Source organism: Vibrio rotiferianus CAIM 577 = LMG 21460 (assembly GCF_002741985.1).
GTDB classification, from domain to species: domain Bacteria; phylum Pseudomonadota; class Gammaproteobacteria; order Enterobacterales; family Vibrionaceae; genus Vibrio; species Vibrio rotiferianus.
Map to the genome: position 1 here is coordinate 1 of NZ_APHW01000104.1, position 20,720 is coordinate 20,720.

The window sequence follows — 20,720 nt, forward strand, 5'->3', positions numbered from 1 at the left end:
GTTGCTGCTCGTTGCTGCTGTTGCTGCTGTTGCTGCTGTTGCTGCTGTTGCTGCTGTTGCTGCTGTTGCTGCTGTTGCTGCTGTTGCTTCAGTTTCTCCTCTACAACCGACAGGTTCTTTTTCGCAGCTTCAAAGTCAGGCTTTTCTTGAATTACGTTTTTATAGAGCTCCGCCGCATCCTCAAGCTGCCCGTTCTTAGCAAGTGCGTTTGCCAAGTTGTAGCGGCCATCAAGGCTTGAATTATTGGAGAATGCTTCTATCGCACTTTCGTAATCCCCAGCTTGGTAGCTTGCTGCGCCTTTCCAGTTAGGATCAGTAAAGGTACTTTGGGCTTTTTCGTATGCACCTTGTTGATAAAGCTGTTCGCCTTGTTGGTTTTGATTCAAGAACGCATTGGCTTCTGCTTTCGGTGTCCAACTCATCGGTAATACGGTCGCTACTAATACCCAAATCATGCCTCGACGGAAGAGTAGGGCAGCAGGAATCAACAGCAGAGGTAGCAACCAGAAACCACCGTTCAAGCGAGAGTCGGTTTTAACGTCGTCACTTTGTTTGGCGGCAAGGTTGTTACTCGCGTTATTAGTAAACGCGGCAATGTTCTCAACATCACGGTTATTGTGTTGAATTGGCACAAATAATCCGCCGGTCTCTTTGGCTAACTTCTGTAAGTTTTTCAGGTTAGTCTTCGCTACCACGGTGTTGCCTTGTCGGCTCTTCATCAAAGAACCATCCGGAAGAGCAATTGGTGCACCAGTTGATGTGCCGATAGCGAGTACTGACACACGAATGTCTTTACCGTTTAGTAACGCTAATGAGCGAGATAGTTCGGAGTCATCCAAATCATCTGCCAGCACGACGATGTCACCTTGATTGACGCCCGCTTGAGTAAACTGACCAAGCGCGGTTTCAATCGCTGATGGTAAGTTGGATCCTTGATAAGGCATTAACTCAGGAGACAAGTTTTCGATGATGCCTGCGAGTGTGTTGGAATCTGTCGTTAGTGGACTTAACGTATAAGCATCGCCCGCGTACGCGACCAAACCTGTTGAGCCTTCTTTCCATTTCGGCAATAAATCCAACGCTTTATAGCGAGTTTGTGACAGGCGATTTGGCTTCACATCGGTTGCGTACATAGAGCGCGACATATCCAGAACTAACACTCGGTTTTGGCTTAGTTCAAAGCTTGGTCGTGTGTTGGATTGCCAACTTGGGCCTGCTAAAGCGATACAAGCGATCGCCCATGTTATTCCCCATATGGCAAAGTAGTGCTTGGTTTTCACTGAATGACCAAGCATTTTTGCCAAATGAGGCGCAATCAACGATGACTTTTTGGTTCTGTATTGGTTGTTAATCGTAAGGACGACAGGAATGACAAGCAAACCCAGCAACCAATAAGGATTTAGGAAAGTAAACTCAGCCATGTTTTCTCCTTAGAACAAACAGGAACACGGAAAGCACAAGGGCAGCACCTAGTGGGTAAGGGAACCATTCCGACTGAGGGCGCCAAGTTTGCGTGTCGCTAGAAACTGGCTCTAGTTGATTAATGGTGTCGTAGATCGTTTCAAGTTCTTTGGCATCACGCGCTCGGAAGTACTTACCACCAGTCATCTCTGCAATCTTTGTCAGCGTTTGCTCATCAAGATCTGAGGCGGTATTGACTTTGCGCGTCATGAAGAAGTCTTTCACCATCATTTCACCAGCGCCCACACCTACGGTGTAGATGGTTGCGTTGTATTTTTTAGCGATTTCAGCGGCTTCAAGCGGATCAAGTACACCTGCTGTATTGCTACCATCGCTGAGTAAGATCATCACACGTTGTGGTGCGTCACTGTCTACAAAGGTTTTGGTGCCTAAGCCGATACCATCACCAATCGCGGTGCGCTGGCCAACCAAGCCAATGACGGTTTGATTGATCTGTTGCATCACGGTTTTACGGTCAGCGGTTAGCGGTGTTTGTAGATAAGCATGATCACCAAATAGAACTACTCCTAAGCGGTCGCCTTGGCGTTTTTCTACAAAATCAGATAAGACTCTTTTAACGGCAGTTAGACGGTCTATGTATTCACCGTTGTCGTTCATGTCTTCTTTCTGCATAGAGCCAGATAAGTCGACCACTAACATCATGTCACGGTATTTCGGTTGGAACTCAACCGGGTCGCCATACCAAACTGGGCGAGCACAAGCGACAACCAACAGAGCCCATACGCTAATAGACAGGAATTTTTGCACGACCTGTTTTGGTTTGTTGCTGTGTTTGTTGTCTGGCAGGTACGCCAGCTTAATTTCAGCTTGCTGAGTCTCTTCAGGGAAAAACTTATAAATCAGCCAAGGTAGGGGCAGTAACAATAGTGCCCACCACCAGACGAACTCAATGTTCAACCACTGAGAGAGGCCCGAAACGAGAGTTGCCTCAGTCACGAGTTTTTGCCTTTTTCTTTGGTGGCAATGCGGTTTCAATCCAGAAAGCGCAATCATCAATTAAGGCTTGATGCTGTTCTTGACCAGACTTTTGATACAGCGCCGCTTGCCACTGTTGTTGTTTATCGACAAATCGAGTTTCTTTGGTGTAGCTATCAAGAAACTCGTACCAAGCAGAACCTGTTAATGGCGCGATTTCTTCACGAGGGAAGTAACTCAAAGCCGCTTGACGAAGAACCTCTAATGCAGAAGACGGTGTGTGTGGTGTGATCGGGTTGGTCAATAATTTCAATGCGGTCTTCTTAGCAACGAGACGCTTTGTACGCCATCTTAAGTACAGTACGACGATTAAGATGGAGAGAACTACACCGCCCAGAACAGCCCACCATCCCCAAGCAAGTGGGAACCAATCAGGTGCATTCGGTAGGATTAAAGGTTCAAGGTTTAGGCTTTGATTATTCGTTGTCATTATTATTACTACTGCTTGAATGATTTGTATGTTGTTGCTTTGATTAGCTTAACTGCTGAACCAGCGGTAACCCGCTCGACAGACTGTTAAATGGAATTGCCATTGAATGACACTGCTGTTTAATGGCTTGTTGATGCTTAACGAAGTGAGACTCCAACTCCTGGCGCTGTCCTTTCGAGCCGAAGTTGAACCACTGACTTCGATGACCATCGGATGCTTTTGCTTGGCCTCGGAAGTCGGTTTCGCCTCGCTCTAAGGGATCATAGAATTGAACCGCACGAACGCTGTTGTGTTGCTTTAACCGACGTAGTTGAACCAGCTCTTTCTCTTCCACTTGAGCAAAGTCGCTCAGCAGAATGAGTTCACTGCCTTTCGGCGTTAGGTTGTGTAGCGTTTCAATTGCGCTCATGTAAGGCAGTGTGCGTGTGCTGTCAGCTTGTTGATTCGTAAGCAATTGGTTGTGAGTATTCACTATCGCGTCAAGAATTCTCAGCCCTTGTTTTTGAAGAGAAGAAGGGCGGAACTCAATACACTGGGAACCATCATCTATCACCGCGCCGATGCGGTCTTTCTTGGCTAATGTCAGCCAAATCAAGACGCTAGCGAAATGCGCCAGTTGAACCGACTTCAATACATATTGCGATCCAAAGTGCATGCTTGGGCTCAAGTCGATGTATAAGATCACCGCTTGCTCTTTGTCTTCAGCAAACAACTTGGTGTGCGCTTTTCCCGTTCGAGCCGTGACTCGCCAATCGATGCTGCGAATATCATCACCCGCTTGGTATTGGCGCACTTCCATGAAGTCCATACCGCGCCCTTTTTGACGACTGGTATGGTTACCGCTCATTTGAGACCAAATACTCTGGGCTGGTGGCAACCAACGAACCGATTGAGTGCGATATTGAAGCAGCTCTTCAAGGGTTAATGTCACCCCATTCGCATGAGGTGGCAATGCATATGATGCAGACATGTCACCTACCTACGTTATGCGCTACCTACAAGATTAAGAAGCTTGTCGATAACCTGATTTGCTGTAATGCCTTCTGCCTGAGCGTGGTAGCTAAGCAGCAGACGGTGACGTAGCACAGGGTAGGCCATGGCTTGAACGTCTTCTGGTGAAACGAAGTCACGACCTGCCAGCCACGCATGAGCACGAGCACAACGGTCAAGGGCGATCGTCGCACGCGGGCTCACACCCATAGATAGCCATTTAGCAAGCTCTGAGTCGTAATCACTTGGCTGTCGAGTCGCCATCACAAGACGAACGATGTATTGCTCAATCGCATCTGCCATGTGGATGTTGAGTACTTCTTTGCGTGCGGTGAAGATGTCTTCTTGGCTCAAGCTTGGACGCTCAATCGTCGCTTCGCCTTTTGCCTCACCACGGTTGATGCGCAAGATAGCCAACTCATGTTCCGCATCTGGATAATCCACATCAAGGTGCAGCAAGAAACGGTCAAGCTGCGCTTCTGGGAGCGGGTAAGTACCTTCTTGCTCGATTGGGTTTTGAGTTGCCATCACCAAGAACAGCTCTGGGAGTGCATATGTGTTTCGTCCCGCTGTCACTTGCTTCTCAGCCATTGCTTCAAGCATCGCGGCTTGCACTTTAGCTGGCGCACGGTTGATCTCATCAGCAAGGATCAGTGAGTTGAAAATAGGACCAGACTGGAAAGTGAACTCGCCTGTCTCTGGACGGAAGATATCTGTACCCGTCAAGTCCGCTGGCAGTAAGTCTGGTGTGAACTGAATACGGTGGAAATCACCTTCTACACAATCCGATAGAGATTTCACCGCACGGGTCTTAGCCAATCCTGGAGGACCTTCAACCAAGATATGCCCATCGGCAAGTAGAGCAATGAGAAGCTGTTTAACGAGATCATGCTGACCAATGATCTGAGACTCTAAGTAGCTTTGAAGAGTTTCGAAGTTTGTTTTGTGCATTTTTTGGACTCTCTGGTATCCATATGATTCTTGTTGTGTGTATTTGTCCTTGGATTGTCGAGAAAAGTTCCGGCCTGGACACGCAATTTATCTTTCCAATATTGGGATGCATATAATAATTGCAACCGCTTGGTAGTTGTGTCTTTTGTCACTAAATATTGAGTTGCACAGCAATTTCAAAAAAATGTGAGAAAAACCTCTAGTTCTCTGCTGTGATGTCGATATAACCTGCGTGAATATTTGCTTGTAAAGGCAGTCCCCATAGCTGATTTTATAAAATATCAGCGCATAATGAGTGATTCTATTGAAGGTCCATAAATGCTTAAATTTAGTTCATTGAGTATTAAACAAAAGGTTGTACTTGGTATTACATTTGCTGTGCTTGCCTCTACAATTATTGTTGGTGTGATGGCACAACGTCATGCCAAAGAAGTTTTAAGTCATCGACTTATTGATATTGAATTGCCAGCAATGTTGCAACAAATTAACACGGAAATAGACCGTGAAGTTGTTCAGATGCAACAGGCAGCCAAGCAATTGGCTACGAATGAGTTTGTAGTTGAAGCGGTTTCGACGACTGATCGCAACTCACAAGTTGAATCGAAATTAGTTCAGCAGTTAAACAATGTGAAATCTCAATATAAGCTGAATGATGCATCGGTTGCGAACCGTGATACAGCATACTACTGGAACCAAAATGGTTTCTTACGTCAACTAAACCGTTCACAAGACGGGTGGTTCTTTGGTTTTACTTCATCTGGCCAAGAAACGTCGGTAAGTGTATTCCAAGAGGCAAATGGCGAAGTAAAAATGTTCGCGAACTATCAGGATCTTTCCGGTACTTCGATGTCAGGTTTATCTAAGTCAATGGATGATATGGTGTCACTGCTGAATGGTTTCAAAATTGAAGATACTGGCTATGTGTTCCTTACAAACAGTAAAGGCGATATCCAAATTCATCGTCAGCAAGGTAAAAACAAGTCTTCTATTAATCAGCTATTCGGTAGTCAGGCATCTCAACTGCTAAACAAAGGTAATTTCAATCTTGTAACTACTGAATTTGAAGGCCAAGAGATGTTTGTGTCTAGCTTGTATGTTCCTTCAATGGACTGGTTTGTTGTTGGTGTTGTACCAGTAAATGAAGTGTTCGCTGATCTAAATGCAACTGGTCAAAAAATGATGCTGACGACGGCAATTGTGGCGCTCATTTTTATTGCTATGGGTGTGTTGCTAGCGAATAGCATTACGAATCCAATTAAATTGATTGCAGACCGATTTACCGATCTTGGACAAGGCGAAGGTGATTTGGCCCAACGTATCGAGATCAAAGGCAATGATGAGATAGCTCAATTGTCAAAAGGCTTTAATGGCTTTATTGAGAAAATCCATGCAACGATGAAAGAAGTGTCTCTGACAAGCAACTCACTAAGTGAAGCAGCTGAAGGCGTATCTCATAAAGCGACGACGACTCATGACAATAGCCAAGAACAGCGAGATCAAACGATTCAAGTTGTAACGGCAATTAACCAGATGGGTGCGACGATCAGTGAGATTGCATCCAATGCTGCGACGGCCGCGGACACAGCTAATCAAGCATCGGACAATACCCAAACTGGTAGACAAGTTGTCACTCAGGCAAAAGAAGTAATCAGCCGCCTAGCTGGCGATGTAGAAACCACAAGCATGGTTGTAGCTCAATTGGCAACGACCACAAAAGATATTGGTTCTATCCTTGATGTAATTCGTGATATCTCTGAGCAAACTAACTTACTTGCACTTAACGCAGCGATTGAAGCGGCGCGAGCTGGTGAGCAAGGTCGTGGTTTTGCAGTAGTAGCTGATGAGGTTCGAAACCTAGCTTCACGTACAGCTGACTCGACAGAAGAAATTCAGAAGATGATCAATCAACTTCAGAGCGACGCGCAAGATGCGGTAACCGCAATGGAAGCTGGTAAAGCAGTAACGTTTGAAGGTGTAGCATCGACAGATGAAGCTGTTGAAGTGCTGATGAATATCTCTGAGCGTATTGCAGATATTTCAGACCGAAACACGCAAGTAGCAACGGCAACCGAAGAGCAATCAACAGTCGTTCATACAATCAATCAGAATATCGAAGAGATAAACGCAATTAACGAAGCGACAACAACAACCGCTGAAGAGCTTGCGAATGCTAGTCAGGAATTGCGTGACCTATCTTCTCGTCTGGACAAGATGGTAGGTAGCTTCAAGCTCTAGAGTTGGGTAGAATGTAGCAAGTGCTTTTGATTTTAACTACATTTGGTAAGTATCGATGAACGACTTTGAAAAAGAGCTGGAGATGATTTCTCAAGAAGCAGCTCAAGAGCCTGAAGTTAAACTTCCTTCTCTAGATGAGCAGAAACAAATTGCTGCTGAACTGAAAAAGCTAGAGGCTGAGGGTAAGTTGACTCCGGAAGTATTAGAGCAATACTTTGGTAAGTTCAATCAGAAAAATTCAGTGCCAGTGCATTAATAAAGAGGGAGTTTTATACTCCCTTTTCTTATCTTTTTATTTAATTTATACTCAGTGTTAACTCCTTCCATTTTTTTCGCTTTAAGCCCAACCTTTTTCATACTTGACAATAACCTCGACCTACCTAAATCTATTGCGTATTTCAAACCAAACTATTAAAGGACTTGAATAGCAATGGTGAGCGGATCTAAAAGTAATGTTATTTTGGTAACGGAAGACAGCTTACAGTCATCTTTACTTAAAGAAATTCTAGAAAATAAATTAAGAATCAACGTATTTTTACTCTCTCCAGATAAGCTCATTGCATTTAAAGCGATGTCAGGGAATATATCTACGATCATTCTTGATTCCAGTGTGGTCAGTGAAGATATGTACTCACATTATATGGAACTGAAAAAGACAGAATTTAGTAATGCTGAAGAAATTCTGATTAATTGTGACAAGAATATACCTACGGAAGAGTTGTTCGCGTGGTCGAGCTTGAGCGGTATTTTTTACAACTCTGATGATATCCATACTTTACAGATTGGCATAGGGAAGATTCTGCAAGGTGAGATGTGGTTTAGTAGGAAGCTCGCTCAGCAGTACATAACCCATCTTCGTAGGCACTTTAAACCAGTCAGCCGAAATACGAAGACGGTGCTTACTAAGCGAGAAAGACAGATAATAACCTTTTTATCCATGGGAGCATCAAACCAACAAATTGCTGAAAATTTATTCGTGAGTGAAAATACAGTAAAAACGCACTTGCATAATATATTTAAGAAAATAGAAGTCAAAAATAGAGTGCAAGCACTAATTTGGGCAAAAGATAATATATCAAACGTTCAAGAAGTATCTTACTAATCTATTTGTTAATTATTTTTGCGACTCATATCTACTGAATAGTACAAAAAATTGCCATGTGTTTCTCATTTGAGAAACACTTTTTTTTTATTTTGAATTTTTTACTTGCAACCATTTTATTCTTTCCCTATTCAAATTAATCTGTATTAACTAGCACTAAGATACTAATTATACCAATTGAGTGCAGTAGGCAGGATTTAAATTTAAATGGTAGAGAAGAGACATGGAAAGTATTCAAGTTAATCCAGAAGTACTATTAATTACTCAGCAAAGCTTACAAAGTGAAAACTTTAGGGATATGCTTGCATCAAGAGTAGATACGAAAATAACGACGATTAACTTAGACAATCCATATCAAAATCTGTGTAGCGAAAAGTACTATTTACTAGTTGACTTTTCTGCCGATATGTCCGAAGAAATGATGAGTCATTTAAAATCAGACGATCGTGTTATAGGTACGATTTTACTAAATCTAACTAAGGATCTGGCGATTGAAGAGTTGGCAGACTGGCCCCTATTAAAGGGAATCTTTAAGCCAACTGACTCCATTGATACCCTTTGTAAAGCTTTGAAAGGTATACTTGACGGTGATAATTGGTTATCACGAAGAATGCTGGATCAGCTAGTTTCATATCATGAAGCTAAGAAATACCGCATTGAAGAACCGGAACTTGAGATTGATTTGACAAGGCGCGAGGTACAGGTTCTCCAAATGTTGAAAGAAGGCGGTTCCAATATGGAAATTGCGGATTCACTTTTTATTAGTGAACATACAATTAAGTCCCACCTTTACAATATCTTCAGAAAAATAGAAGTAAAAAACCGAAATCAAGCTACAAGATGGGCAAAGAAAAATCTGAAAGCTTGACTATAGATTCATGATTACAAATGACTTTATATATAAAAGTACCAATAGATGGTTATTTCTATTGAGTCGCAACTCTTAAAGTTTCATTCCATATTCAAACTTCTTTCCTTTGGCCATTTACTAAGATCAGCGGGTCTGGATCTCAAGTCGTAAGGTGCTGACATTCTAATAACGTAAAGGAAAGTAGAGGAACTCTGTATGAGCGACCCAAATAAATACGAAGATAAAGAACAAGGGACCAACAGTAATGACGTAATTAAGTCCTACGACAATTCCAGTTCTGTGATCGTAGGTTTGGATGGTAGTGACAAAATCTATGCTGGAGCCAAAGATGACCTTGTAATTGGGGGAGATGGCAACGATTTGATTGTTGGCGGCAAAGGAAATGACGTCTTGAAAGGAGGTCATGGAAACGACACGATGCGAGGGGGAACTGGAGATGATGTGCTACTGGCTTCTCATGGTGACAACCGCATGCATGGTGGTGCTGACAACGACCGTTTGATCATAGGCTCAGGTAAAAACGTCGTTAGTGGGGGTAGCGGAGAAGACAAATTTGTGTTCACAGACAAGTTTGGCGGACATGGTAACTCAACGGTTTTAGACTTCAACGCTGACGAAGATATTTTGATGTTTAGTAGTGAATCCGTCCAGTCACTTTCAGACCTTGAGATAAGTTACGATGCACGTGGTAATGCTGTGTTTAGTAACGGGGAAGATTTTACTGTAAAGGTCAAGGGTCTAACTCAAGAAGAAGTTGAAGCTCACGGTAGTGATTTATTTGTTTTCTAATTCATCTAATTAGCGCCAGTTCATCTGGCGCTATATGATTTTAATGGTCTCTTCTGTGCCAAGTTCAATTTTCAAAGTAGTAAAAAATAAGTTAGTTGTGCTTATTTGGAGCTTGATGTTTTTTAGCTTCTTTATCAACTTATTGGTGTTATCTATACCTTTGTATATGCTTCAAGTATACAACAGAGTCATATCTTCATATTCAACGGATACCCTAGTCCTTCTCACGATTATTGTCATATCTGCAATGTTCACGATGGCTTTACTTGATATTGCGAGGGCAAAAGTGAGTCAGTCTTTCGGTAATTGGATGGAAGCGAAAATCTCAGTATTTATGTTGCGTCGAAGCATTCAGTTTCAGGCTTATACGGGGAAAGGTTATACCTCTCAGGTTTTAAAAGACATCCAGACGATAAAAGTCTTTCTGAGCAGTCAAGCTCCGTATCCTTTGTTAGATGCAATGTGGACCCCTATTTTTATTGCATTTGTTTATCTGCTACATCCAATGCTTGGTCATATATCGCTTGCGGGTTCACTTATTCTATTTGGTTTAGGGTTGCTTAATGAAGTGGTTACTAGGGCATCCTTGCGAGAAGCAGAGGTGCAGTCTATTTCACATATTTCTCAAGCGGAAATAGCGACGCAGAATGCAAATTCGATACTTGCTATGGGAATGATGAATGCCTTTTTAGAGAAGTGGTTTCAAGGTGTTAGTAGTACAAAGAAGTCCGAAGAATCTTCATTAGATAAATCTATTTATTTGACAAACTTTTCAAAGTTCATAAGAGGGTCATTGCAGATAGCGTTGTTGGCTGGCGGAGCGTGGCTTGTCATATCACACGAAATAACGGCTGGTGCAATGATAGCCAGTTCAATATTGATGAGTAGAGCATTGTCCCCAATGGAACAAGCTATTACTACATGGCGAAGTGCAGTATCAACGCATAACGCTTTCTCTCGGCTAAAGGAAATAGACTTAAGAGCGACTATGGCGGAAACCGATATGCCTCTCCCACCTCCAAAGGGAAACTTTGAACTCAAAAACTTAGCGTACCATCTTCCAGAAAACGCAGGTCTACTCTTTTCTCAAATAACGTTATCAATACCTCAACGTACTTCCGTAGGAGTTATCGGACCCTCAGGAACAGGGAAATCAACACTTGCGCGTCTACTTCTTGGCATCATACCGCCCACAGCAGGAAAAGTGACCTTGGATGGAATGGAAGTTTCTGCTTGGCCTTCAGAAGATTTAGGGGAGCATATCGGTTACTTAGCTCAAGAAGTAGAGCTTTTTCCGGGAAGCATCCGTCAGAATATTTCTCGATTTAAGGAAGAAGATCCATCAAAAGTTATAGAGGCCGCTAAGTTAGCCGGATGCCACGAGCTAATTTTGAAAAAAAATGGTGGATACGATTTTTCTATTGGCGTTAATGGTAGAGGTCTTTCTGGAGGTGAGCGTCAGCGAATTGCTCTCGCTAGGGCCGTTTATGGGCAACCTTCGGTCGTTATTTTTGATGAAGCGAACGCTAACCTTGATGGTGAGGGAGAGTCTGCGTATCAACGGTTGATAGCTCACTTAAAGGCTAAAGAGACGACTGTGATCATCATTGCTCATAACGCTAGTACTTTAAGGCAGATGGACCGTTTGCTTTATCTTTCTGATGGCAAAGCTCAACTCTACGGCCCTAGAGAGGAAGTTTTGAAGCGATTGATGGGAAATGACAATATCGAAATACCGAGAGTGAGAGATGAAAGAGCAACTGCCCATCGCTGAACAAACGAAGCGTGACAGAATATTCAGGTACACACCTCCTAGCCATTTGCATTGGAAGAAACCAATATTATTTGGCCTCACTTCATTAAGTGCATTTTTGATGGGATTTGTTTATTGGGGAGCAACGGCTCAACTGGAAAGTGCGGCTATTGCTTATGGTGATTTGTCGGTAATAAGCAAGCGTCAAAAGGTACAACATTTAGAAGGGGGGATTGTCGCATCAATACATGTGCATGAAGGTGATCGTGTCGAAGAAGGGCAACTACTTATTAAGCTTTCAGGACAACATGCGAGCGCTAAATGGGATTCTATGAATGGTTTATTCATACATACCGTAGCAAAAGAGGATCGGTTGTCATCCGAGTTAGATAACTTAGGTGAAATCTCATGGTCACAGGATTTAGAAAACCTTTCAAGTGAAGAAATACTTAGAGAAGCCAAGTTAGTCCAAAGTAAAATTTTTGAGGCAAGGAAACGCTTTTTTGACAGCAAACTAAATATCATCGCTCAAAGTATGTCTGGAGCTAATTTAGAGCTAGACAACTTGACCAACACCAAAAAGATTGAGAGAGAACGCTTACAGCTAATTGAAGAAGAAATACGTAGCAATCAGTCGCTGGTGCAAAGAGGGTATGCAGGAAAGTCAGCTCTTCTCCAACTTAAGCGTATGGCTACAGAAGTAAAAAGTACGCTTAGCCAACTCGATCGACAATCATTAACGGTGCAAAAGCGATTAGATGAGAATCAAGCGAGAATCGAAGAACTGCGCTTGGAGCGTCTCAATGAAATTGTTGCAGAACTAAGAGAAACCCAAAAAGATATTGTTACTGTGCGCGAAGAACTGCGTCTAGCAAAGGATACGTTAGATCGAACAAATATAGCGGCACCAATATCGGGTAGAGTTGTAAACATGCAGGTGTTTACCGAAAAAGGCGTTATAAACTCAGGTGATACGTTGCTCGAACTTGTACCTCTCGATGATGAATTGTTGGTTGAAGCTCAAGTTAACCCTGAAGATATTGACTTAGTAAGTACAGGACAATCTGCACATGTTCGTCTAACCGCACTTAATGCCAGAACATTGGCTCCTTTAAATGGGACCGTTCTTACCGTTTCAGCAGATAAGCTGACCAATCAACAGGAGCAAGATTACTATTTAGCTAGAATTGCTTTGAACCAAGAGGACGTGGAAAGCTACAAGCTAACATCTGGGATGAATGCGGAGGTACTCATTTTATCTGAACCAAGGACACCGTTAAGCTATCTTCTAAAACCATTAACAGAGAGTATGAATCGTGCGTTCCGAGAAGACTGATGGATAGGTCCTATTTGAAATCTCGTCATAGCGCTCACCCAAATAAATAATCCATTACGTCAGTCACATTTTGTGGTGTTGTGATGTGTTTTGATGCGTTTTTATTTTTTGTGAGGTGGTGTAAAGATGAGAACCGAGAAAGAAAAAATGCTGGCAGGTGAGCCATACGATGCTTGGGATAAAGAGCTATATCAAGCGCGAATTGAATGCCGAAAAGTGCTACAAAAGCTAAATAATAGCATTCCTGATACAGACGAGTGGCGCGGTGCAATTGATGAATTGATCCCCGATTCAGAAGGTGCGTACCTAGAGCCACCATTTCGATGCGATTACGGCTCAAACATTAAGCTGGGTAAAAACTTCTATGCAAATTTCAACTGCGTTGTATTAGACGTAGCGGAAGTGCATATAGGCGATAACGTTTTGTTCGCTCCGAATGTGCAAATCTATACGGCAGGTCACCCACTCGATGTTAAAGGACGAGTCGAAGAAGGCGTAGAATTCGGAACTCCGATTACAATTGGAGACAACGTATGGTTAGGGGGAAGCGTGATTGTTTGCCCGGGCGTGACTATAGGTGAAAACTCGGTGATTGGTGCAGGCAGTGTGGTTACGAAAGATGTTCCACCTAACGTAGTAGCAGCGGGTAATCCCTGCAAAGTGATTCGCCCAATAGACTAGATAATCGAAAGCCGACATATCGTCGGCTTTTTCTTATATATAGTTAGAAAAGCAATGACCAAGCTGTGCTTTTGCTATCCATTGTCATTACCAAACCTTAAAATAATTGCTGCAAAAAATAGATTCAGAGGGTTATGTATGTACCAAAATAAAGTTGTGGTCATAACTGGGGGTAGTCAGGGGATTGGTCAATACCTGACCCAAGCTTACCTTGATTTGCAAGCTAAAGTTATTGTGTTCGATATTGCACCAAACAAAAATCCAGAAGCAGAGTTTTATCAAGTAGATTTGGGGCAAACCGATCAAATAGAACAAGCCTTTGACAAGATACAAACCCTGTACAGCAAGGTAGATATTCTGATAAACAATGGTGCGGTTGCTAACTTCAATAAGCCTCTTCAAGAACTTACTTTTGAAGAGTTCTCTCGTGTTATTGATGTAAACCTCAAAGGCTCTTTTGCTTGTTCTCGCCGATTTATAGGATTGAACAATCATCAGCCTTATGGACGCATCATAAATATTGCGTCTACTCGTTGGAATCAGAACGAATCTGGATGGGATGCTTATGGAGCCTCAAAAGGTGGTGTGGTATCGATGACCCAGTCTATGGCCATTTCCTTGTCAGATACGCCTATTACAGTTAATGCCATCAGCCCAGGATGGATTCAAGTTGAAGGATATGAAACGCTGAACCGTCTAGATCACGAGCAACATCCTTCAGGCCGAGTTGGGAAAGCGCAAGATATCGTTAATGCATGCTTATTTCTAACTCATCCCGAAAACGACTTTATTAATGGCCATAACTTAGTCATTGACGGAGGGATGAGTTAGAAAATGATCTATCAAGATAGTTTAATAGGCTAGAGCCTCTCGAGCGTTTTTACTTGACGACTTAAAGTACTTTTCTTCAATCTGAATTATAACCAAAATTCTTTGATTAAACAGACTCTAAGTCAAATGAATGGGCAGCAAAACTAATAGCGTTACGTCCCTTTTCTTTTGCCCGATATAGTTGTTTATCAGTAATGGTAAACAACTCTTCAAAGCAGCAACTATCAAGGCTATGAAAATTCACCGCCCCCACAGATAAGGTCAATATTTCTGAACATTTGGAAAGAGGGTTACTTAGGTTTAGATCTTCTATTTGTTCTTGGAGTAAAGAGAGCTTTGACATCAGTCGAGCCTCATTGAGATTTTCACATATGATGAGAAATTCATCTCCGCCATAACGAAAAATATGAGTTCCAAACTGATCAAATACGTTTTTTAAAACATAGGAAACCAACTTTAGTGCCTGATCGCCTTTATGGTGACCATGAAAATCGTTGTAGCCTTTGTAGTAGTCAATATCAATGATCACCAAAGCTAATGAATTGCCGCTAATTTGAGCATTTGAAATCAATGAAGGTGTTAGAGAGTCAAGCTGATAGCGATTATATAAACCTGTAAGTGGGTCGGTGCGAGACAATGTTTCTAGCAGTATGTTGGCTTGCTGTAGATTTTGTCGTTGTTCAAAGTTTTCCAATGAAATAGCGATAAAATTCGCAAGCTGCTCAAAAAGATGAACATGATGTTGTTGGTATTGATCAGGCCGATGATGCTGGACCGACAAGACTCCTAATATTCGTTTACCCAGTTTTATTGGAGTCAAAATGATTGATCGGGCTGTTTTATTGTTGTCGAATACCACGAGATCGTGGTCTTCTCTAACTTCAAGAGGCACGTAACTACTGATCGATTCGTCGTTAACATTGTTAATATGTACAGTCTGCGCGGTACGAACGACATAACTACCAATATTTTTATCTTGATCGCAGTTGATGACCAGTCTCTCAACTGGTCCATCGCTATCAAAGAAGTAGCGGTAATCAAGCTCGTGGGTGCTCTGATCGTATAGGGCGATGCCAAATTCGTCGGTAGGAAAGACGGAACCAACTTTTTCGTAGATAAAGGCTAAGCCATTCTCCAAGTTATCGGATGTAGCGATGCTTTGACCTATATCTGTCAGGGTTCCAATCTGTTCCCGGATTTTTTTCATCACAAGATGCTCTTGATCTTGAGTTAAGTGACTTATCTGCCCCCTTAACTGTTCGGCATCATTCTGTTTCTGTTCGTTTAACTGATTTTCGAGATGGGATAAGAACATCATCTGAAAGCCAGCAAGCGCTTTCCAGTCGTTGCCTTTTTCATATATTGTCATTTGGGCATGGCAATACTTTGAATAGAAGCCAAAGTTGCTTTTTAAGTCATCATCTTGAGCTAGCTGATCACATAGATCCTGAGCTTGAGCATATTTTAAATGCTGGACTAGAAATTCTAGATACGCAGTTAAGTTTTCTTGTTGATTATGTTTGTCTTTGACTAGGCGGAAGAGCTGGTGAGCGACAACAAAATGTTGCTCAATGTCGTCAAAATTATATGAATCGCAATTAAGTTTCGTTTGAGCAAGGTAACTATGAGAGATCGCCTCGATTCTAGTATCATTGATTTCAACCGCAATATTTAGGGCTTGCTCTATAGACAACAAGGCATTTTCAATGTTCTGAAGTTTACCAAGTCCGAGGCCAATATTAAGCTGACATATGGCTTGATTTACAAGGTTGCAAACCTTTTCGGAAGCTTGTGAACCTAATTCTGCTAGCTCTACAGCCTGTTGGTGTTTTTCTAGTGAAAGGTATAGGTCACTAACATTTGTATATAATAGTGAAAGAGCATTAGTGTCTAATAAGTGTGTATGAAGAAGCACCTCTTGATAAAGAGAATATGCCGCTTGGTATTGCTCTCGGTCTGCATAAATAGACGCTAACAATATGTGTGCTTGGAAGCGCAAAGCGTTTTTACGAGACGGGCTCGCATCAATAGATGTTTGATAGAACTCTATTGCTTGCTCTAGCTGATCGTTGCGATCGCAAGTAAAACCTCTAACAAAGCTATCAACTTGTTGGCAGCGTTGGTAATCATGTTGTGTACATATAGCGTCAACGCGATCCAAAATATATGCTAGCCCTGATAAGCCTGGATAGTTCTGAATTCGCGTCAGCAACGCCACGATTTGTAAGTAAGCCGGATGGTCCATCAAGTCCCCTTTTTATGTTTATATGCTTGATTTGCGATGGACGCAGTGAAGTTATGTGATCATTTTAATATGTCGTTCTGTAAAGGGCGAGTTAGATTCAATAAATATTGAACACTGTTATGTAATCTATTTGTAATTTGTGATCTCAACAAGAAAATGCTAATGACAGCGGTGATGGATCGTGATGAGTTTATAAATTATCATCAGTAAGTAGAAGAGAATAAGGAGTTCGAATGAGGGTTATATTACTGTTTTTTACACACGCGAGTTGTGTAGCACTAGGGTTTGCTTTAGGTATTTACGCGTTGCCGATTCTTACTCAACCTGAATCGCCAGAAATTCCATTAGTGTCATCGATAAACCAAAAAGAACTGCAACAAGGAAAGTTCGATAAGAATAGAGAAGACAGCGATTTCTTCCATTGGGGGGGGAGGGAGTGATTACGGCGACTGAATCTCAGATTTTTTTTGAAGGAGAGCTTGCTCCTGGCCCTGATTACAAACTCTATTTATCGCCCCAATACGTAGAGACTGAATCAGACTTTATTCAATGGAAATCACAGATGGTAAACCTTGGAGATATAAAAACGTTTGATCGTTTTGTGCTTCCTCTCAGTCAGCCTATCGATACAGAAAAATATAACTCTGTCATTGTGTGGTGTGAAAGCTTTGGTGAGTTTATTACTTCAGCTAAGTTAGTTCCGGTCAGCGAGTAAGTGGTTTTCTAGAGAATGTTTCATCCGAGTTGTCCCATTTGAACCCTCCAAACTAGGACAATTGGTTAAGAAATTGATAAGGTTACTTTCTTACAACAGGACCTCTAACCAAAGAGGTCAAATAATCTAGGCCATACAGGGAGCGAGGAATGGAGAAAGTACAGTTAGTCGTCGATTTTCTTCTCACTCACAAGATTTTATTTACTGCATTAATCCTGCTGTTCATCATTCTTCTGCGTCGTTTGATTCTGTCTCGAATCCGAGGTGACGATGCATTCATTACAGAAGAGCAACGCAGTTGGATGTCGAGAACCAAAAATGGCACCTTTGCCATCACGCTGATTATTTTGTTCATCTTATGGCAATCCGAAATCAGCGAGTTTGCTCTCAGCGTGACGGCCATCGCCGTGGCGATAGTTGTTGCTTCTAAAGAGATTATTTTGTGTTTTACAGGTTCAATTCAACGTGCTAGCTCGCGCTCGTTTCGGATTGGTGATTGGATTGAAGTGGGTAAGTTATGCGGAGAAGTGATTGAGCACAACATGATGGCGACGGTTATCCAAGAAATCGACCTGCATCATGGGCAATATCACTACACAGGTAAAACCGCAACACTGCCAAATAGCATGTTTTTCACTTACCCAGTGAAAAACCTTAACTTTATGAAGCGCTACGTCTACCACAACTTTTCAGTAGTGGTAAAAGACTTTGTAAACTTATACCCGATTTTACCGCTACTAACCGATAAAATTGATGAACACTGTAGCTACTTCGCTGACGTTGCGCACCGCTATAATGCGATGATAGAAAAGCATGCAGGTGTCGACTTGCCGGGATCAGAGCCACATGTTCATATTGCCAGCAATATTAATGGTGAGCAAATCGTACATATCATGATTTTCTGCCCTACAGATAAAGCAAACCATCTAGAGCACCTGATTCGTAAAGACTTTATGGAGCTATATGAGCAGCACTTCCCAGTCCCGCTCTCTGGCTAAATGTTGATACGGAATAACAGCAACCCCGCTATAAATGCGGGGTTTCTTTTTATTTGTCGTTACGACAAATAATCTTAATGGATCAAGGCGCATATAATCGCTAAATTACGCACGAGATTCGCTTTACTTATTAAGTCAATAATTACTAATTGATATTTTGATCTTAATCTCACTTTGGCTTTAGGTGGGAGCGATGTTTGTCAGCTTAAGTAAATGCGCTTCATTTGGTCGAATCTTATTTTGACTTGTCATTTGGTCCTATCAGTAAAAGAACTCGTTAATGCTAAAAAGTACAAAGACGTGTACGCGATTAATTCAACGTATGTCGGTTATCTCTATCTCTTGGAGTTCCGAATTTAAGTCCTACTTAACGGATTTAGCTTCGATTGCGCTACTGCTTCTCCCTTTGATTTTGTCTAATGCATTGGCGATATTTCTAGGACATGCTTTCCGTCTTACCGGATGGGGAGAACTGTCTCAACTACTTTTCCATGTCTCCGATATTCTGATAAATCTATATCCCAGTGCTTTTTGTGTTGTTGCTGGCTACTACCTTTCGCATAAAACCAATGTCTCTAGTGCGGTATTCATTATCTATTCGCTGATCATGTTTTACTTGATTTCGCTAGAAAACGGCAGCTTATCAGCAACATATATGTTGCCTAACAACCCATTACTCGCTCTGCTGAGTGCAACGATTACTTATCTATACTGCATTGCTTTTAAGATACGTTTACTGGAGCCGCAAGCGCTAGATTTTTCGTCTCGTTTGCTCAAGCACGTAGTACATTTCTTCCTATTTGTATTGATTGCGTTAGTTGTGTCCAACTTGACGGCAATCGTTATGTCAATGTTTGGTAGTGCTATTCGTGAGATTGGAGTCGATCCGCTGACGTTACAAGGCGGCCTGATTTATCAAACTGTCTTGGGGTTACTGGGTTCCATTGGCATTAATGGGCACAACCTATTGTTCGCCATTAAGCAGCAGATATTTGCAGCTACTGAAGCGAATATGATTGCTTGGAAAGGTGGAGAGGCGTCACTAAATGTGATTAGCCAAGGTTTCTACGACGCGTTTATGTCTATGGGTGGTTCGGGTAACAGCATTAGCCTACTTATATGTGTATTGATGTTTGCCAGAGAGCGCAATCATCTGATGCTCGCACTAGCTGCAACGCCTTTGGTTATATTTAATATCAACGAAGTGTTGCTATTTGGGTTGCCTATTATTTTTAACCCGCTGCTGATCATCCCTTTTGTAACGGTTCCATTGGTGAGCTTTGTCATCACATATTCATGTATAGCCTCTGGCATTGTGCCTCCAGTTGAGAACATCGTAAACTGGATGACGCCTCCTCTGTTCAGCGGTTATATGGCGATGGGAAATCAACTTGAAGGGGCGATTCTGCAGGCGGTTGTCATTCTTGTTGGCGTTTTCATCTATCGGCCATTTTACTTGGCGTATGCAGGAAAGTATTCAGCTCAGTTTCGCGCAAATGCGACGTATACTGGTATTGAACGCTCGATTTTTAAAACGTTGCTAAACAATGTCAGGGATTCCAATAAGACAAGTATCAGTAAATCTACCGCTCAGAAGCGTTTAACAACCATTTTACGTGAAGGCGAACTGGTCATGTTTTACCAGAAACTGCAGTCTACAAAAGATGTGAACGTATTCTCTTATGAAGCGCTACTACGTTATATCGATAAAGATGGGAAGTTGTGTCCACCAACGTTTGTTAGTGATTTTCAAATGCTTAATTCTATGCCATTGCTCGACAAGTTAGTGATAGAAAGAGTACTGGCTGACATGCAGAAAATGTCATTATCAAAAGAACGTCGCATCGCGATTAATATCGCAGTGGCGACTATTGAACAAGAAGAGTTTGTACCACATCTACTCTCTCGCTTAACTCACTATGGAATCGAACCAGAATGGCTAGAAATTGAGATTACTGAAGAAGCGATTTTGAGTAATAAAGTATTCCTAATTAGAACAATGGAAGCGCTGCAGGCAAAAGGTATTAGGATTGCTATGGATGACTTTGGCACCGGTTACGCATCGTTTCCTCATTTGCTGAAGTATCCTTTCGACAAGATTAAGCTTGATCGCTCATTATTGTTAGATGCAAATGACCAAAAAGGTCGAGATCTTTATGAGTTAGTTGCCAAGCTTGGACGCATTACTCATTGTGAGGTGGTCGCTGAGGGGGTAGAAACCCAGCAAGAGTACGATTTTGTCAAGGGATGTGGAGTGGACAAGGTCCAAGGTTACTTTTTTGCTCGCCCTGCGCCGTTGAAAGATATTATTGCTGAACAATCTATTTAAAATAAAA

17 protein-coding genes and 1 pseudogene are annotated in these 20,720 nt (G+C 42.1%); 12 read left to right on the forward strand and 6 right to left on the reverse strand.

The genetic code is table 11. The annotated features are described in order from the left end of the window. The 5 genes from B853_RS19640 to B853_RS19660 form a co-directional block, all read right to left on the reverse strand. On the reverse strand, positions 1-1,421 hold a 1,421-nt coding region (locus tag B853_RS19640; protein WP_128826985.1), incomplete at its 3' end, for a vWA domain-containing protein. Beyond that, positions 1,414-2,418, reverse strand: a complete 1,005-nt coding sequence (locus B853_RS19645; RefSeq protein ID WP_038886690.1) for a vWA domain-containing protein — start codon at positions 2,416-2,418, stop codon at positions 1,414-1,416. The genes B853_RS19645 and B853_RS19640, both read right to left, overlap by 8 nt. Continuing rightward, positions 2,411-2,887: a DUF4381 domain-containing protein gene (locus B853_RS19650; protein WP_020197346.1), complete on the reverse strand. Its 477-nt coding sequence runs from the start codon at positions 2,885-2,887 to the stop codon at positions 2,411-2,413. Before B853_RS19650 ends, B853_RS19645 begins: the two co-directional genes overlap by 8 nt. Positions 2,888-2,930: 43 nt before the next feature. Next, positions 2,931-3,857 carry a DUF58 domain-containing protein gene (locus tag B853_RS19655; protein ID WP_038886691.1) on the reverse strand — a complete coding sequence of 309 codons (927 nt, stop codon included), beginning with the start codon at positions 3,855-3,857 and terminating at the stop codon, positions 2,931-2,933. A 14-nt stretch (positions 3,858-3,871) separates the two neighbouring features. Continuing rightward, a complete protein-coding gene (locus tag B853_RS19660) occupies positions 3,872-4,828 on the reverse strand; it encodes an AAA family ATPase (protein WP_005432145.1) in 957 nt (318 codons plus the stop codon). 318 nt (positions 4,829-5,146) lie between these two features. Here B853_RS19660 and B853_RS19665 point away from each other — a divergent pair, with 318 nt between their 5' ends. From B853_RS19665 to B853_RS19705, 9 genes are all read left to right on the forward strand, one after another. Further along, a complete protein-coding gene (locus B853_RS19665) occupies positions 5,147-7,063 on the forward strand; it encodes a methyl-accepting chemotaxis protein (protein WP_038886693.1) in 1,917 nt (638 codons plus the stop codon). A gap of 55 nt (positions 7,064-7,118) precedes the next feature. Further along, positions 7,119-7,319, forward strand: a complete 201-nt coding sequence (locus B853_RS19670; protein WP_038886694.1) for a restriction endonuclease subunit S domain-containing protein — start codon at positions 7,119-7,121, stop codon at positions 7,317-7,319. 174 nt (positions 7,320-7,493) lie between these two features. Beyond that, positions 7,494-8,165, forward strand: coding sequence for a LuxR C-terminal-related transcriptional regulator (locus B853_RS19675; protein ID WP_038887910.1), 672 nt, complete (start codon positions 7,494-7,496; stop codon positions 8,163-8,165). A 223-nt stretch (positions 8,166-8,388) separates the two neighbouring features. Then, entirely contained in the window at positions 8,389-9,033 is a 645-nt protein-coding gene (locus B853_RS19680) for a LuxR C-terminal-related transcriptional regulator (protein WP_010451094.1), read from the forward strand. Positions 9,034-9,231: 198 nt separating this feature from the next. Further along, positions 9,232-9,825, forward strand: coding sequence for a calcium-binding protein (locus tag B853_RS26725; RefSeq protein WP_038884701.1), 594 nt, complete (start codon positions 9,232-9,234; stop codon positions 9,823-9,825). Positions 9,826-9,868: 43 nt separating this feature from the next. Then, positions 9,869-11,599 carry a type I secretion system permease/ATPase gene (locus B853_RS19690; protein ID WP_038884713.1) on the forward strand — a complete coding sequence of 577 codons (1,731 nt, stop codon included), beginning with the start codon at positions 9,869-9,871 and terminating at the stop codon, positions 11,597-11,599. Further along, complete coding sequence (locus B853_RS19695) at positions 11,574-12,914, forward strand: HlyD family type I secretion periplasmic adaptor subunit (RefSeq protein ID WP_050568955.1); 1,341 nt, start codon at positions 11,574-11,576, stop codon at positions 12,912-12,914. Before B853_RS19690 ends, B853_RS19695 begins: the two co-directional genes overlap by 26 nt. 126 nt (positions 12,915-13,040) lie before the next feature. Continuing rightward, positions 13,041-13,595, forward strand: coding sequence for a sugar O-acetyltransferase (locus B853_RS19700; RefSeq protein WP_038884698.1), 555 nt, complete (start codon positions 13,041-13,043; stop codon positions 13,593-13,595). A gap of 138 nt (positions 13,596-13,733) precedes the next feature. Beyond that, the gene (locus B853_RS19705) at positions 13,734-14,426 is read left to right on the forward strand and encodes an SDR family NAD(P)-dependent oxidoreductase (RefSeq protein ID WP_038884696.1); all 693 of its coding nucleotides are present in this window, start codon (positions 13,734-13,736) and stop codon (positions 14,424-14,426) included. Positions 14,427-14,532: 106 nt separating this feature from the next. Here the strand turns inward: B853_RS19705 and B853_RS19710 are convergent, their stop codons facing one another. Continuing rightward, positions 14,533-16,671 carry a sensor domain-containing diguanylate cyclase gene (locus tag B853_RS19710; protein WP_050568954.1) on the reverse strand — a complete coding sequence of 713 codons (2,139 nt, stop codon included), beginning with the start codon at positions 16,669-16,671 and terminating at the stop codon, positions 14,533-14,535. 233 nt (positions 16,672-16,904) lie between these two features. Here B853_RS19710 and B853_RS19715 point away from each other — a divergent pair. The 3 genes and pseudogenes from B853_RS19715 (at position 16,905) to B853_RS19725 (ending at position 20,713) form a co-directional block, all read left to right on the forward strand. After that, positions 16,905-17,386 (forward strand): annotated as a pseudogene (locus B853_RS19715) (DM13 domain-containing protein). Positions 17,387-17,535: 149 nt separating this feature from the next. Then, complete coding sequence (locus B853_RS19720) at positions 17,536-18,384, forward strand: mechanosensitive ion channel family protein (protein WP_038884694.1); 849 nt, start codon at positions 17,536-17,538, stop codon at positions 18,382-18,384. Between the two features lie 322 nt (positions 18,385-18,706). Continuing rightward, positions 18,707-20,713: an EAL domain-containing protein gene (locus tag B853_RS19725; protein ID WP_038884705.1), complete on the forward strand. Its 2,007-nt coding sequence runs from the start codon at positions 18,707-18,709 to the stop codon at positions 20,711-20,713. Positions 20,714-20,720: the final 7 nt, after the last annotated feature.

Coding starts and splice junctions, on each gene's coding strand:
- B853_RS19705 (WP_038884696.1), top strand. CDS start 13,734: ATGTACCAAAATAAAGTTGTGGTCATAACTGGGGGTAGTCAGGGGATT.
- B853_RS19720 (WP_038884694.1), top strand. CDS start 17,536: ATGGAGAAAGTACAGTTAGTCGTCGATTTTCTTCTCACTCACAAGATT.
- B853_RS19700 (WP_038884698.1), top strand. CDS start 13,041: ATGAGAACCGAGAAAGAAAAAATGCTGGCAGGTGAGCCATACGATGCT.
- B853_RS19665 (WP_038886693.1), top strand. CDS start 5,147: ATGCTTAAATTTAGTTCATTGAGTATTAAACAAAAGGTTGTACTTGGT.
- B853_RS19710 (WP_050568954.1), bottom strand. CDS start 16,671: ATGGACCATCCGGCTTACTTACAAATCGTGGCGTTGCTGACGCGAATT.
- B853_RS19650 (WP_020197346.1), bottom strand. CDS start 2,887: ATGACAACGAATAATCAAAGCCTAAACCTTGAACCTTTAATCCTACCG.
- B853_RS19660 (WP_005432145.1), bottom strand. CDS start 4,828: ATGCACAAAACAAACTTCGAAACTCTTCAAAGCTACTTAGAGTCTCAG.
- B853_RS19655 (WP_038886691.1), bottom strand. CDS start 3,857: ATGTCTGCATCATATGCATTGCCACCTCATGCGAATGGGGTGACATTA.
- B853_RS19670 (WP_038886694.1), top strand. CDS start 7,119: ATGAACGACTTTGAAAAAGAGCTGGAGATGATTTCTCAAGAAGCAGCT.
- B853_RS19695 (WP_050568955.1), top strand. CDS start 11,574: ATGAAAGAGCAACTGCCCATCGCTGAACAAACGAAGCGTGACAGAATA.
- B853_RS26725 (WP_038884701.1), top strand. CDS start 9,232: ATGAGCGACCCAAATAAATACGAAGATAAAGAACAAGGGACCAACAGT.
- B853_RS19725 (WP_038884705.1), top strand. CDS start 18,707: ATGTCGGTTATCTCTATCTCTTGGAGTTCCGAATTTAAGTCCTACTTA.
- B853_RS19690 (WP_038884713.1), top strand. CDS start 9,869: ATGGTCTCTTCTGTGCCAAGTTCAATTTTCAAAGTAGTAAAAAATAAG.
- B853_RS19675 (WP_038887910.1), top strand. CDS start 7,494: ATGGTGAGCGGATCTAAAAGTAATGTTATTTTGGTAACGGAAGACAGC.
- B853_RS19680 (WP_010451094.1), top strand. CDS start 8,389: ATGGAAAGTATTCAAGTTAATCCAGAAGTACTATTAATTACTCAGCAA.